Origin of the sequence: Magnetococcus marinus MC-1 (genome assembly GCF_000014865.1) — a bacterium.
Taxonomy (GTDB): Bacteria; Pseudomonadota; Magnetococcia; order Magnetococcales; family Magnetococcaceae; genus Magnetococcus; species Magnetococcus marinus.
Genome location: NC_008576.1, coordinates 4,706,088 through 4,719,581, shown reverse-complemented (window position 1 = coordinate 4,719,581; position 13,494 = coordinate 4,706,088). Strand labels below are relative to the sequence as shown.

The following is a 13,494-nucleotide window of genomic DNA, read 5'->3' as shown; positions in this document are numbered from 1 at the left end:
TTACTTGACCCTTGAGTAACTTTCACTACAATGGTGCGTTTTCGTCAAACGACTTGTGCACATAAGACGGCGCACCCCCCTGTTCCTTCCTGGTTTTAAGCGGGTTTGGAACGTTTTGGAGGCGTGTCGGTGCGGGCAGGGAGCCCCACAATACCGCCGCCACAGCGCTGTTTGAACATCTTCCGCTAAACCCCCATATAGAGGAGGGGAACCGTGAAACGGACTTTCCAACCCAGTAAAATTCGTCGTAAACGTACCCATGGTTTCCGTGCCCGCATGGCGACCAAAAATGGTCGTAAAGTGCTGGCCGCGCGTCGTCGTAAGGGCCGCAAGGCGCTTATTCCGTAAAAAACGGCTGCGCCTGCCGACCCGCTCGGCATAAAATGCATGGATATCCGCAAACCACGAACCATGATGGTTCGTGGTTTGCCGTGTCTGCCCGCATGGAGTGTTTGCGCTCTATTAGGGTAGAGTACGACCGGCTGCGCCATCGCGATGAGGGCTGCATTGAACGACGCATCACCGCACGCTCCCCAGCGGGCCTGCTTTCCTAAGTCAGCCCGGCTGCTTACTGCCAAGGCGTTTCGTCAGGTTTTGGCCGCACAAAATCGCGTGCAAAGCCGTGCTTTTGTGCTCTATAGCCGCGATGGCAGTGGGGCGGATCCTCGGGTTGGACTGACCGTTAGCCGTAAGGTTGGTAAAGCCTATGTGCGTAACCGCATCAAGCGGGTGGCCCGTGAGCTGTTTCGCAGCAACCGTCAGCGCTTGGCCTTTGGACGGGACTTTGTGCTTATCGCCCGTAACCGTGCTGCCAGTATGGATAACGATGCCCTGCGGGGGGAGCTCAACCGATTGTTCAAACCCCACTGGCGTGACCGGGTAGAGTGAGAGCACAAACCATGGGTCGTCTGCTTGTTCTGCTTGTTCGCTTTTATCAACTGTTTATCTCACCCGTACTGCCGCCTTCATGCCGCCACAGTCCCACATGCTCTCAGTATGCGATTGAGGCGTTACAAAAACATGGGGCAATAAAGGGATCATGGCTTGCCTTTCGGCGCGTTTTGCGGTGCAATCCCTGGCATCCAGGCGGGTATGATCCCGTCCCTTAAACCTCACAATCTTGGTGAATCATGGATCGGCGCACACTCACTGCCATTGTACTCTCTTTTGTTCTGCTCACCGCTTTTCAGTTCTATATGGCCTGGAAGTATCCCCCTGCGGAGTTAACGGGTGAGCAGGTACAATCCGGTGAGAGCAGTGCTCCTGCACCCCTCGCCTCCACGGCCCCGGTTGCTGACGCCTTGCCCCCCCCTGTGGAGGGTATGGCTGGGTCGGCTCCTCAACAGGCCATGAGCCAGCCGTTGATCAATACCGATGCCAAGAGCCTATTGCATTTTAAAAACGATCTGGTCGAAGGCTCCCTGAGCCTACAAGGTGGCCGTTTGGTGGGAATGGATTTTCTTCAACACACCGATGTGTTGGGGGGTAAACCCATTAGCTTTATGGGGATAAGCCAAGTTGAATCGTTTTATCAGGAGAGCGGTTTTCTACCGGTGGCTGGCAGTGCGATCAAAGCCCCCGATGCAAACACCCAGTGGCAACTGATCGGTAAAGAGAGCTTGCAGGGGGCTGGTGAATTTAAGTTGGTGTGGGATAATGGGGAAGGGATTGTGTTTGAGAAGCTGTTCTCCTTTGCCCAGGGTAGCTACCTGTTCAAGGTAGAGGATCGTCTCATCAACAACAGCGCGGCGGCTTTGGGTGTCTACCATTACAGCCAATTTAAGCGTATTCCTGTGATTAACAGCCAGTCCATGCTGGCTATGTCGGATTTTCAGGGACCCATGGCTTACTTAAATGGTGAGCGTTATCAGCACAGCTATGAAGATTTGACGGCTCAGGATCTGCGCGAGAAGGGGCATGGGGGTTGGACCGGTTTTAGCGATAAATATTTCCTGGCGGCAATGGTGGCAAAACCCTTGCCCCCAGAGGCCCAGCCCCGCCGCTACTACTTCGATTATGATCGCCCCAACTATCGTGTTGGTATGGTGGAAAACAGCGTGATCATTCCTGCGGGGCAATCCTTAGCGGTGGATTATGACCTGTTTATTGGTCCTAAAGAGATCTCTACTTTAGAGCGTTCTAACCTCTCTTTGGAGCGCTCCATTGACTATGGCTGGTTTCACTTTTTGGCAGAGCCTTTGGTTAAGGTGCTCAACTTTTTCAACAGTGTGGTGCACAACTATGGGGTGGCGATCATTCTGTTGACCTTAGCGATTAAGCTGCTTTTCTTCCCGCTGGCCAACAAGAGCTACCGCTCTATGAACGCCATGAAGAAGTTGCAACCCAAGATTGAAGAGCTGAAAAAGTTGCATGGTAGCGATCGCAACAAGATGAATGAAGCGATGATGAAGCTCTACCAAACCCATAAGGTCAATCCTTTGGGGGGCTGTTTGCCCATTTTGGTGCAGATTCCCGTGTTCTTTGCCCTCTATAAAGTGCTGTTCCTCTCGGTTGAGATGCGCCACGCCCCCTTTATGCTGTGGATTCCTGATTTGTCGGCGATGGACCCCTTCTATGTATTGCCCTTGTTGATGGGCGGCTCTATGTTTTTGCAGAGCAAACTCAACCCGACGCCATCGGACCCCATGCAGGCCAAGATTATGATGTTTTTGCCGGTGATCTTTACCGTGATGTTCCTCTCTTTCCCCTCTGGGTTGGTGCTGTACTGGCTGGTTAACAACGTGTTGTCGATTTCCCAGCAGTACTACATTATGAAAAAAATGGAACATGAGCCTAGCTGATCCACCGTCTGTCATCGCTTTGCTGTAACCATAATGGGATCCGGGGGTAACTCCGGATCCCATTCGTGGTTTAATGGGGTAGAATAAGCCATCACCCTCTGTCTAGAGGGTTACAAAGGAGTGTTACACCATGCTGCGCACACCACTGTTGCATGAGCAGGATTGCATTATTGGTATGGCAACGCCACCCGGTACCTCAGGGGTTGCGGTGCTGCGCCTGAGCGGCCCTGGGGTGCTTTCGCTGGTGGTTCCTTATCTTTACACCCCCAAGGGTGAAAAGGTGGCAGAAAGCGGGTTTAAACCCCGTGTGATGCGACGATTGAATTTTATCGATCCCCAAGCCCCGGATGTGCCGTTGGATCATATGTTGGTGGTGCATTTTCCTAATCCCCACTCATTTTCCGGTGAAGATATGGTTGAGTTGCACGGTCATGGTGCCCCAGTGGTGGTGAAACGGATCATGGAAGTATTGGTGGCTCATGGTGTGCGGCCAGCGGACCCTGGAGAGTTTTCTAAGCGGGCTTTTTTTAATAATAAAATGGATTTGGTGCAGGCCGAAGCATTGATGGGGCTCATTGAAGCGACCTCGTTAAGGGCGGCGCGGGAGGCATCGCGACAGATGACAGGAACGCTCTCGGAGCATCTCATGGCGCTAAAAGATCATTTGGTGCTTACCTATGCGCATCTTGAGGCGGCCTTGGATTTTTCCGATGAGGATATTGAACCGGAGAGCGAAGGGGGGCTATTGGATCGTTTAGCTTATGTGCACGCGGGCATAAAAAAAATGCTGGGTACAGCGGAGCTTGGGCGACAGATGCGGGATGGTTTTGAACTCGCCATCGTGGGGCGGCCAAATGTTGGTAAGTCGAGCCTGTTTAATGCGCTGTCAGGCGAGGATCGGGCGATTGTGACAGATTTAGCAGGAACAACCCGTGATTTAAACGAAAGTAATCTAGAAATCCATGGTCTACCGATTTTATTGGTGGATACAGCCGGCTTACGAGAGAGCGATGACCCTGTGGAGCGTATTGGTATTGAGCGCGCTTGGCAACGGGTAGAGCGGGCCGATGGTATCGTGTTTGTGGCAGAAGCGCAGCTTGGTGTGACGCTTGAGGATAAAGCGCTCTTACAGCGTTTACCCAAAGAGAAGGCGCTGTGGGTGTGGAATAAGCTGGATCAGTTGGAAGGGGCGCTCCCAGAGTGTTTGCAAGATTGGCCGGAAGAGCAAATATGTGGGGTGTCATGCCATACTGGGGAGGGGTTAGAAAGTGTTGTTGCACACATTGTTGCACGTATGGAGCAACTCCCTGAGCATGGGGAGGGGGTCGTTATTATGCAGTTGCGACAACAGCAAACATTACAACAAGCTATTGTATTAATAGAAGAAGCACAGGAAATGTTGGCGAACGGCCAATGGCTGGAATTAGTAGCTGAGCCATTAACTAGGAGTATTGACCAATTAACTCAATTAATGGGCAATACGGATTATGAGGATGTGTTAGGCATGGTATTTAGCAGTTTTTGTGTGGGGAAATGATGAGGTTTCACGTGAAACACGGGAATAGGGGTGTTTCACGTGAAACAGTCGATAGCGTGTAAGATTACGGAAAAACGTAAAAAGCAGAAAAAAGCAGTTTTCTCAAATTTTGGAGGTTTAGATGTTTAATCAACACTTCGATGTTGTTGTTGTGGGCGCTGGGCATGCCGGATGTGAGGCCGCTCATGCAGCAGCTACATTGGGTTGTCGAACATTATTAAGCACACAGGTGATTGATTCGATCGGTCAGATGTCTTGTAATCCTGCCATAGGAGGAATTGGTAAAGGCCATTTAGTAAAGGAGTTGGATGCACTTGGTGGTGTAATGGGGATCGTAGCTGATCAGAGTGGAATACAATTCAAAAAATTAAACCAAAGAAAAGGTCCTGCTGTACATGGTTCACGTGCGCAAATAGATAAAATGGCGTACAGGAAAAACATGAAAAAAATATTAGATGCATGTGCAAACCTTGAAATAAAGCAAGCTGAGGTCGTAGAGCTAATCATTAAAAACAGTTGTGTGGTTGGTGTTAAGACCGATTGGAATGAGGTGTATAGTTGTGGTGCAATAGTAATCGCAACAGGAACTTTTTTAGATGGACTGATACATATCGGAGAAAGAAAATTTCCATCTGGGCGTTTAGGCGATAAAGAGAGCCATCCATTAGCGGTGAATATAAAGTCACTTGGTTTAAAAATATCCAGATTTAAAACAGGAACGCCTCCTAGATTGGATGGGCGTACTGTTAATATAGAAAAATTGAATCGTCAAGACGGTGATGCGATTCCGTCGCCGTTTTCATTTATGCATGATAAAATTGAAAGACCAGAGATGCCGTGTTGGATAGCCCAAACATCAAAAGAAACAAAGCAAATTATTGAGAAAAATATTCACAGATCTGCCATGTATTCAGGGCAGATAGAGGGTGTTGGGCCGCGTTACTGCCCATCTATTGAAGATAAAATAAAAAAGTTCAAAGAACGTGAAGTCCATCAAGTGTTTTTGGAGCCAGAAGGTGAAAATACAAATGAAATGTATGTAAATGGGGTATCAACGTCAATGCCGATTGATGTTCAATGGCAAATGATAAGGTCTATTGTTGGATTAGAGAACGCTCAGATTGTTAAGCCTGGATATGCTATCGAGTATGATATGGTGATGCCAACAGAGCTAGATCATACGCTGAAAACAAAAAAATATGATGGGTTATATCTGGCTGGTCAGATTAATGGTACAACTGGCTATGAAGAAGCCGCAGCACAAGGGATGATTGCAGGACTTAATGCCGCGAGATTTGCAAAAAAAGAGAGTAGTTACCGGTTTGAACGGTATGATGGATATTTTGGAGTTATGGTAGACGATCTTGTAACGCGCGGTGTAGATGAGCCCTATCGTATGTTTACATCTAGAAGTGAGTTAAGAATCGTTCATCGTGAAGATAATGCCGACATGCGTTTAACGCCACTTGGTCACGAACTTGGATTGGTGGGCCATAAAAGATGGGAGAAGTATTTATCAAAAAAGAAACAATATGATTTATTAGAAGATCTATCACAAAAATTTAAAATTAATGGTCAGCCAGTGTCAGAAATTCTAAAACGCACCGATTGTGATTTAGAAAAAGTATGTGAAGCGATGCAATTGGATGCTCTGTCAAAAAATGTCCTAGAAATATACAAAAATGATTTGATCTATAGCGGGTATGAAAAGAAAATAATAGCCGAAAATTCTAGGGTAGAAAAGTACCGGTCACATGTTTTGCCTAAAGAGATTGACTGGTCAAAAGTTGCTAGTTTATCAAGTGAAGTTCGGTTGAGATTAGAAAAATCGGATTGTCGTACTGTTGCAGATGTGATTGCTACAAAGGGCGTTACACCAGCTTCTGTTGTGAATATTCTGATTTATCTTGGGTTGAAATAAAATGGAAAATTTCCGATATGAAATCGAGAGCATGTTGCAATTGGTGGGTGTAGATATGGATGTCATATCAGTTGACCCATATTCTGATGAGAAACTTGCTGAGTTTGTGAGTGAGCTGCTTCTTTGGAACAAAAAAATCAATTTAATAGGAAAGAGCACGGAAAAATCTATATGGAGTCGTCATATTGCTGAGTCGCTCATATTATTACCTTATGTTCAGGGTAGTACGGTTTTAGATATGGGTACTGGTGCTGGTCTGCCAGGTTTACCGCTTCAAATTGTGTCTGGTAGTAATATTGAAATGCACCTTGTTGAAAAGGACCAAAAGAAGGTAAGTTTCCTTAAGCATGTGAGCGCAAATTTAAATTTAAAAAACATACGCATTTATAATAAACAATTTACTGAAAAAGGGTTTGATGGTGCACCGCTCGTCAATGTTGTAACGTCACGAGCCTTAGCGGAAATTAACCAGCTAGTCGCTTGGGCTGATCCATGTTTAGTAAATGGCGGAAGTCTTGTACTAATAAAAGGTCCTGTATGTAAGGCTGAATTAGAAAAATTTGAAGAGAGTGATCTGTCAGATAAATATGAAAATGGAGAAATCGTTGAGTATAAAATTGATAGCCATGATGTAAATATCGTTATTATTAAAAAGAAATAAAAAAGTAGTTAACCATCCGTATTAAAATATGATTGACCAGTAGAATCCGATTTGTATTCGATATGCACATACGACCATGCTCAACAGCATATTTAAGGGAGTAGCCTTTGGTATTAAGAGCGCTCCCTTAATCCTTCTTTTCGCTACGTTCTCTATAGTCAAAATCTTCCGGTTGATACCAAGTAAAAGCACAATGGTTTATGGTGTACCCATCAGCATATGATGTCCGGATAGGTATCAATATTCAGCGATTTTGGAATCATAGTATAGCATCCGGTTGTAGCTGATCATCATAATTATATCGTCAATGACACCCAAATAGACAATCATAGAAGTGGGAGGGAAGAGCGGAAGCGGGAGGAAAGAGCGGAAGCGGGAGGGAAGAGCGGAAGCGGGAGGGAAGAGCGGAAGAGGGAGGGAAGAGCAGAAGAGGGAGGGAAGAGCGGAAGAGGGAGGGAAGAGCGGAAGAGCGAGGGAAGAGCGGAAGAGGGAGGAAAGAGCGGAAGAGGGAGGAAAGAGGGGAAGCGGGAGGAAAGATCGGAAGCGGGAGGAAAGATCGGAAGCGGGAGGAAAGATCGGAAGCGGGAGGAAAGAGCGGAAGCGGGAGGGAAGAGGGGAAGCGGGGGGAAAGAGCGGAAGAGGGAGGGAAGAGCGGAAGAGGGAGAAAAGAGCGGAAGAGGGAGGAAAGAGCGGAAGAGGGAGGAAAGAGCGGAAGCGGGAGGAAAGAGCGGAAGCGGGAGGAAAGAGCGGAAGCGGGAGGAAAGAGCGGAAGCGGGAGGAAAGAGCGGAAGCGGGAGGAAAGAGCGGAAGAGCGGAAGAGGGAGGGAAGAGCGGAAGAGCGGAAGAGGGAGGGAAGAGCGGAAGAGCGGAAGAGGGAGGGAAGAGCGGAAGAGCGGAAGAGGGAGGGAAGAGCGGAAGCGGGTCCTGAAAGTGGAAAAAATTAGAGCTGTATAGAGATAGAATTATGCAACCAGAGCTCATTATTAATGAGTCATTATGACATCAAAGATCATGGTTTGCGTTCAATAAAAGAGTACTACAGCAAATAACGCCATCTTGTGGACCTCTTAGATCGTGGTGTTTAGATCGGTTCTACCAATCATAGCGAACTATGTTATGATTCCTGTCAATTTAAGCATGCAACTGTGGGTTGCTTGGGTGGGTGTATTCTGCCTGGATAACTCAGAGATCAGCCTGCGATACGCATTACATGAGTATCGTTAGGACCACTATCTCCGTGTATCACCTTAGCTCGACTTTATCCATTTAAGCCGCATAAGCGACCGCCTCAAATAGGCGGTCGAGGAATGCTCTTGGGATTTTCACCGTATCCGGCTCATTTCTGGACATTGAAAAACTTTCTTGCCCCCAGAGATAGCGGCGTACAAACGCCAACGTATCAGAAAAGGTTGCAACCTCTTTGGCATACCATGCAGCGGTGCGAACAGGCAGCACAGCTGAATTGTTGCAATGGGCCGCCAACAACGTCACGAAAGAGAATAACGCCATCAATACAGGCGTTCTCCTGGCAATGGCCAGTTCCGACCATTGGTGCTGGGTCTCAACGCCTAGGTGAGCGCGCACTTCCTCAAAAATTACTTACACCTGCCAGCGACGCGCAAACCATTGAATGAACTGTTCCGGTGTCAGTGACAAGTTCGTACTCAATAGAGCCTGCGCTTTGCCACGGGCATGCCTGAGTGGTACTACACAGCCGTTGATGTACAGACTTCAACTGTACAGTCGGTTCGACCATACCAGCAACCATGATGCACCTGCTGCCAGTGGATTGAATCATCTTCCAAATTGGCTTGCAGGGTGAGTAAGCGCCTAACTTTCGTAGGAGTGCTACCAACTTTTCCAATCTTCTTTGGTGCAGCTGGTTCATACAGCGCCGCATCTAAACGCAACTGCGTAATGCAATGGACAGGGCGTTTCAACCCTGTTAACGCCGACAGCAGTTTCAACACGGCATAACCACTATCAGCAACAATGAGTAAATCCCAGTCGGGCATCCAGCGCCTGAGCTGGAATATCATCTGACGTCAACGCTTGGATAACCGTCTTCAAACGCTGACCCTTAGCAGGGTGACGCACTGGCCCATCATGACATCTTCTTCCACCAACACAAGCGATATCCACCGTCCCTCAACTTCCACATCGGGAATTAGCAAGCCTTGCCCGTGACGATCAATTTGAAGTTCAGTCACCTGCATCCTCGTTTACCCCATGTTTGCAACATCTTTTAGGAAATGGCATGCCGAGTCCAATTTGTTGAAGAATGCATAGAATCTGACTGTCACTGTGTCGAAAACTTTTCCATGTAAGGTAATTACCATTATTCAATGGATGTACATGTGGTTTGTTAGAGGGTGGTTTGTTAGAGGGTGGTTTGTTAGAGGGTGGTTTGTTAGAGGGTGGTTTGTTAGAGGGTGGTTTGTTAGAGGGTGGTTTGTTAGAGGGTGGTTTGTTAGAGGGTGGTTTGTTAGAGGGTGGTTTGTTAGAGGGTGGCTTGTTAGAGGGTGGCTTGTTAGAGGGTGGCTTGTTAGAGGGTTGGTTGTTAGAGGGTTGGTTGTTAGAGGGTGGCTTGTTAGAGGGTGGCTTGTTAGAGGGTTGGTTGTTAGAGGGTTGGTTGTTGGTTTGGGTATGAAAAATGGAACGTTTGTGCTTTTGGTTTTGCTCTAGGCCATCTTTAAAGGTAAGTGAATTATCTTTGAGTCAATGAAGAACGGAATAGGGCCCGTACCAATTAAGTCTAAACAGGCGCTTGTAAGAAGTAATGCAGTAGAGTAGTTCAAGGCCATTATGGCGTTTGATGTGAACTCATATCAGTTATATAAGAAAGTAAGCAGATACATACAGAGGTTTGAGCCAATAGTTTAGGGTGAATGTGTTAACTATGTCATGTCATACGTACATAATATCATTTCAACACTTGACCAATCGAGCAATAATGAGTAGGCTCGACCCTCAGTTGAAGGGGTGCCCGCACTTAGCTTGCAACCATATAACACATAAGTAGCGACTGTTTAGAAAAAATATTACGTCAAACTTTGTGTTCTATAACGAAGGCATCTGCGTTCAAAATGAAGTAACAGCAAGGAAGTAAAGGAGAGCCACATGGCACATGTGGTGGGTGTGGTTAATCAAAAGGGTGGCGTCGGTAAAACCACAACAGCTGTCAATGTTGCGGCAGCCTTATGTGCAGCAGAGCTACGGGTTCTTTTGGTGGATTGTGACGCTCAAGGTAATGCCACCACCGGCCTTGGCGGTGACAAAATGGCCGAGCAGAATCATTTGTACGACTTGATGATGGGGGCATGTCGTTGGGACCAAGCAGCGAAAAGGGTGGTACCTGGACTTTCGTTGATACCCTCAACACCTCATTTGAGTGGTGTTGAGGTGGAATTGGCAACGCTAGATGGTTGGGAAAATCGGCTTAAAGAAGCGTTGGCTCCGGCCCAGGATGTTTTTGATGTCATTTTGCTAGACTCCCCGCCATCGCTGGGCATGGTAACCGTAAACATATTGGCAGCGGCGCACCGCGTGTTGGTGCCATTGCAGTGTGAGTTTTATGCCTTAGAAGGTTTAAGCCAACTGTGGCGTACCCTACAGATGACCCGCAAGCGCATTAATCCCGATTTAGAAGTCCTTGGTATTGTATTGACGATGTTTGAAAGTCGGCATGATCTGAATCGTCAGGTTGCCGATGAGGTGCGTAAACATTTTGGTGAGCTGGTCTGTGATGCGGTCATCCCTCGGGATATACGTATGGGAGAATCGCCAAGTTTTGCAAGGCCGGTGCTTTGGTATGGTTCTGAGACCGTTGGGTCTAAAGCCTACCTAAAGTTGGGTAATGAGCTCATGGCGCGGCTGGGCCTTCACTCTTTTTAAGAAGGGTCTGCACGCATAGAGTGGCTTGGATAAAAAACATGGGCTAATGAACGAGACACCACGTCTTAGTGGCAAAACTAAAGATCACGCGATGGAATCAAACTTTGTAGGGTGATCTTGAACAAGCCGTATTGGCAGCGTGGGCAAACTTAAAATAAATAGATCAACCAAGCGTTGATGAGGCAAGGGAGTAAGTCGCATGAGTGAGACCAAAAGCCTGGGTAAGGGTCTGGGTGCATTGTTGGGTGAAGAAGCCGTTGATGCAGGCGAAAAACATCGGGTCCGTAGTGTTGCTGTTGAAAGCATACGGCCTAACCCCTACCAGCCCCGGCGTATCATTAAAGAGGATGCCTTAAAAGATCTGGCAGACTCCATTAAACAGCAAGGGGTGTTACAACCGATTCTGGTTCGTAAGGCGGCAGGCGCTAAAAAGGGCGAGCCCATTTATGAATTAATTGCCGGGGAGCGCCGCTGGCGTGCCACACAGTTGGCGGGTCTAACTGAAATACCTGTGATCTTGAAGGATTGGGACGATAACCGCGCGCTAGAGGTCGCCCTGCTGGAAAACGTGCAGCGTGAAGACCTAACCGCTTTAGAAACTGCACGGGGTTATGAACGCCTCATCCAAGAGTTTGGCTATAGCCATGCCCAGATTGGTGAGCGTATTGGTAAAAGCCGCATGGCCGTGAGCAACGCGCTACGCTTATTACAGCTGCCCCAACCCATTGTAGAGTTGTTGGAGCAGGAGAAGATCTCTGCTGGTCACGCTAGGGCGCTCTTGGGGTTGGGTGACAACGTGCGGGTTATGATCATTGTGGCCAACCGCATTATTGACGAAGTTTTGTCAGTGCGGGATGCCGAAGCCTTGGTGCGTGACCATGCGCAACTGGCAGAGGTTGAAGAAACCGAGGACAGTAGCAAAGATGCGACAAAGAAAAAGGCTAAGGGGCGGCAAAAAGATACCACCATAACCACCTGGGAGGAACAACTTGCCCAGAGCTTTGCTACCCGTGTCAGCATTACACATGCCAAAGGAAAGGGAAAAATCATATTAAACTATGCAAGCATGGAAGAGCTTGAAAAAATGATGGAATCATTATTAAAACAAGCATCCTAACCAAGCGCGCAATAGCAGTCGCTATTTTTTGTTTGCAATCGTGCAATGGGCATGGTAAAAGCGTCATCACTGTTGCAGTTGAGCAACACTATGTCGCAAAAAAGGGACAGCAAACGAAAACACCGCTTAAGGGTTACGGAAGATGGCCCGATAGGTGCTAGTAGCAACCCTGTCTGTTAAATTTTTTCCTACCATCTTGTGAGGATTTAGAAATGAAAAAAGGTCTGGTTTTGGGCGCTGCTGCCCTCGCTACTGTTGCCCTGGCTCCTGTTGCCGAGGCCGGCACCGTCTCCATGAAGGGCTACTACATGTTCCGCGTTCAATCCGTGGAAGGTGGTCTGTATGATGGTGACTTCCTGGCTGACACCCATGGTACCGGTACTGCTGACGAGTCCGCCAATGCCATGCGTCACCGTCTGGAAGTGAACACCGAGTTCAAAGCTTCCGAGAAAACCCACGCCCACATGAAATTCCGTTTTGTTGACGGTACCGTTGAGGGTGCTGACTCCAACGTGCTGGGTCAAGCTGGTGCCGTGGCTGCTGCAAACACCGTGAAGCAAGCTTGGTTAGAGACCGAAGCTTACGGTGTTGCTCTGAAAATGGGTAACATGCCCATCACGCTGAACGATGGCATCCTAGTCAACCATGACTCTACCGCTTTCGGTACCTTCTTGCTGGCCAAATCTTTCGGCGACGTAACCGTGATTGCGGCTGACGTTAAAGTGACTGAGACCGATGTTCAGAGCTCTACCGATGACACCGATCTGTATGCCGTCAGCGTACTGGGCAAAATTGCAGACGTAAACCTGCAATTGACCTACGCTCACCTGAATGCTGGTTATGATTTCGCCGCTGCTCCTAGCGTATCAGACAACTGGTTGGGTCTGACTGGTTCAGGTGCCGTTGCTGGTATCGACTACACCGCGACCTTGTTGTATGAAGCTGGTGCGGATTACACCGGTGGCAACAACACCAACCAGTTGGATAAAGCCGGTTGGTTGGGTGCTGTGCGCTTGAACGGTAAAACCGGTTTCGGCGCTTGGAATGCCTATGGCTTCTATGCTTCCAAAAACTTTGACAGCATTTCTGACGACAACATGGTTTGGTCCAACACCTGGGACATGGGTGGTCCCGGTGGTACCGACCTGCTGGGCACTTGGGCAACCGCTGCTGACCGTGGTAATGCTGTGCGCAGCACCGATCCTTCCAGCAACCTGTGGGGTATCGGCGCGGGTCTGACTGTGATGGCCGGTGGTTGGAAAATTGTTCCCCAACTGGACTATGTCGCTGTTGTTGAAAAAGACCTGAACAACGATGGTGTTGTGACCGCTGCTGACGGTCTGTTCGACTCTGCTATCGCTGGTTCCTTGTTCGCTTCTACCGAAATCGACACCGGTACCACCCTGATGATCGGTGGTGCTTATGGTAACTTCGACAAGGGTGCTGGTTTCAACAACGGTGTGAGCAACATCGACGACGCCGGTTTTGTTGAAGCTTCCATCAAGATGGCTTTCTAATCTAAAGCCTCATCTTGTTAGTCTCTGAAAAAAGGAGGGGGAAACC

General features: G+C 48.2%; 14 protein-coding genes. 12 read left to right on the top strand and 2 right to left on the bottom strand.

The window, feature by feature from the left end; all coding sequences use genetic code 11:
* The first annotated feature begins 213 nt into the window (after positions 1-213).
* The 8 genes from rpmH to MMC1_RS19300 all read left to right on the top strand — a co-directional run bounded on the left by rpmH (position 214) and on the right by MMC1_RS19300 (position 7,848).
* The gene (rpmH, locus tag MMC1_RS19330) at positions 214-348 is read left to right on the top strand and encodes a 50S ribosomal protein L34 (RefSeq protein WP_011715297.1); all 135 of its coding nucleotides are present in this window, start codon (positions 214-216) and stop codon (positions 346-348) included.
* Positions 349-507: 159 nt separating this feature from the next.
* Positions 508-888: a ribonuclease P protein component gene (rnpA, locus tag MMC1_RS19325; RefSeq protein ID WP_049757778.1), complete on the top strand. Its 381-nt coding sequence runs from the start codon at positions 508-510 to the stop codon at positions 886-888.
* An 11-nt stretch (positions 889-899) separates the two neighbouring features.
* Positions 900-1,109: a membrane protein insertion efficiency factor YidD gene (gene yidD / locus MMC1_RS21445; RefSeq protein ID WP_011715295.1), complete on the top strand. Its 210-nt coding sequence runs from the start codon at positions 900-902 to the stop codon at positions 1,107-1,109.
* A gap of 21 nt (positions 1,110-1,130) precedes the next feature.
* Positions 1,131-2,801: a membrane protein insertase YidC gene (yidC, locus tag MMC1_RS19320; protein WP_011715294.1), complete on the top strand. Its 1,671-nt coding sequence runs from the start codon at positions 1,131-1,133 to the stop codon at positions 2,799-2,801.
* 130 nt (positions 2,802-2,931) lie between these two features.
* Complete coding sequence (mnmE, locus tag MMC1_RS19315) at positions 2,932-4,338, top strand: tRNA uridine-5-carboxymethylaminomethyl(34) synthesis GTPase MnmE (RefSeq protein WP_011715293.1); 1,407 nt, start codon at positions 2,932-2,934, stop codon at positions 4,336-4,338.
* A 121-nt stretch (positions 4,339-4,459) separates the two neighbouring features.
* A complete protein-coding gene (gene mnmG, locus MMC1_RS19310) occupies positions 4,460-6,259 on the top strand; it encodes a tRNA uridine-5-carboxymethylaminomethyl(34) synthesis enzyme MnmG (RefSeq protein ID WP_011715292.1) in 1,800 nt (599 codons plus the stop codon).
* Positions 6,260-6,290: 31 nt separating this feature from the next.
* Complete coding sequence (gene rsmG / locus MMC1_RS19305; RefSeq protein ID WP_160162745.1) at positions 6,291-6,920, top strand: 16S rRNA (guanine(527)-N(7))-methyltransferase RsmG; 630 nt, start codon at positions 6,291-6,293, stop codon at positions 6,918-6,920.
* A 334-nt stretch (positions 6,921-7,254) separates the two neighbouring features.
* Entirely contained in the window at positions 7,255-7,848 is a 594-nt protein-coding gene (locus MMC1_RS19300; protein WP_041641508.1) for a hypothetical protein, read from the top strand.
* A 338-nt stretch (positions 7,849-8,186) separates the two neighbouring features.
* On the opposite strand, the gene MMC1_RS20775 is transcribed toward MMC1_RS19300, so the two are convergent.
* Positions 8,187-8,429: a hypothetical protein gene (locus MMC1_RS20775; protein WP_049757776.1), complete on the bottom strand. Its 243-nt coding sequence runs from the start codon at positions 8,427-8,429 to the stop codon at positions 8,187-8,189.
* Positions 8,430-8,626: 197 nt separating this feature from the next.
* Entirely contained in the window at positions 8,627-8,959 is a 333-nt protein-coding gene (locus tag MMC1_RS21790; RefSeq protein WP_011715289.1) for a transposase, read from the bottom strand.
* Between the two features lie 323 nt (positions 8,960-9,282).
* On the opposite strand from MMC1_RS21790, the gene MMC1_RS19290 reads away from it, so the two are divergent.
* The 4 genes from MMC1_RS19290 to MMC1_RS19275 all read left to right on the top strand — a co-directional run bounded on the left by MMC1_RS19290 (position 9,283) and on the right by MMC1_RS19275 (position 13,448).
* Positions 9,283-9,570 carry a hypothetical protein gene (locus tag MMC1_RS19290; protein ID WP_041641505.1) on the top strand — a complete coding sequence of 96 codons (288 nt, stop codon included), beginning with the start codon at positions 9,283-9,285 and terminating at the stop codon, positions 9,568-9,570.
* 470 nt (positions 9,571-10,040) lie between these two features.
* On the top strand, positions 10,041-10,814 hold the full coding sequence (locus tag MMC1_RS19285; protein WP_011715288.1) for a ParA family protein: 774 nt from the start codon (positions 10,041-10,043) through the stop codon (positions 10,812-10,814).
* 199 nt (positions 10,815-11,013) lie between these two features.
* Complete coding sequence (locus MMC1_RS19280; protein WP_011715287.1) at positions 11,014-11,931, top strand: ParB/RepB/Spo0J family partition protein; 918 nt, start codon at positions 11,014-11,016, stop codon at positions 11,929-11,931.
* Positions 11,932-12,143: 212 nt separating this feature from the next.
* Entirely contained in the window at positions 12,144-13,448 is a 1,305-nt protein-coding gene (locus MMC1_RS19275; RefSeq protein ID WP_011715286.1) for a hypothetical protein, read from the top strand.
* Positions 13,449-13,494: the final 46 nt, after the last annotated feature.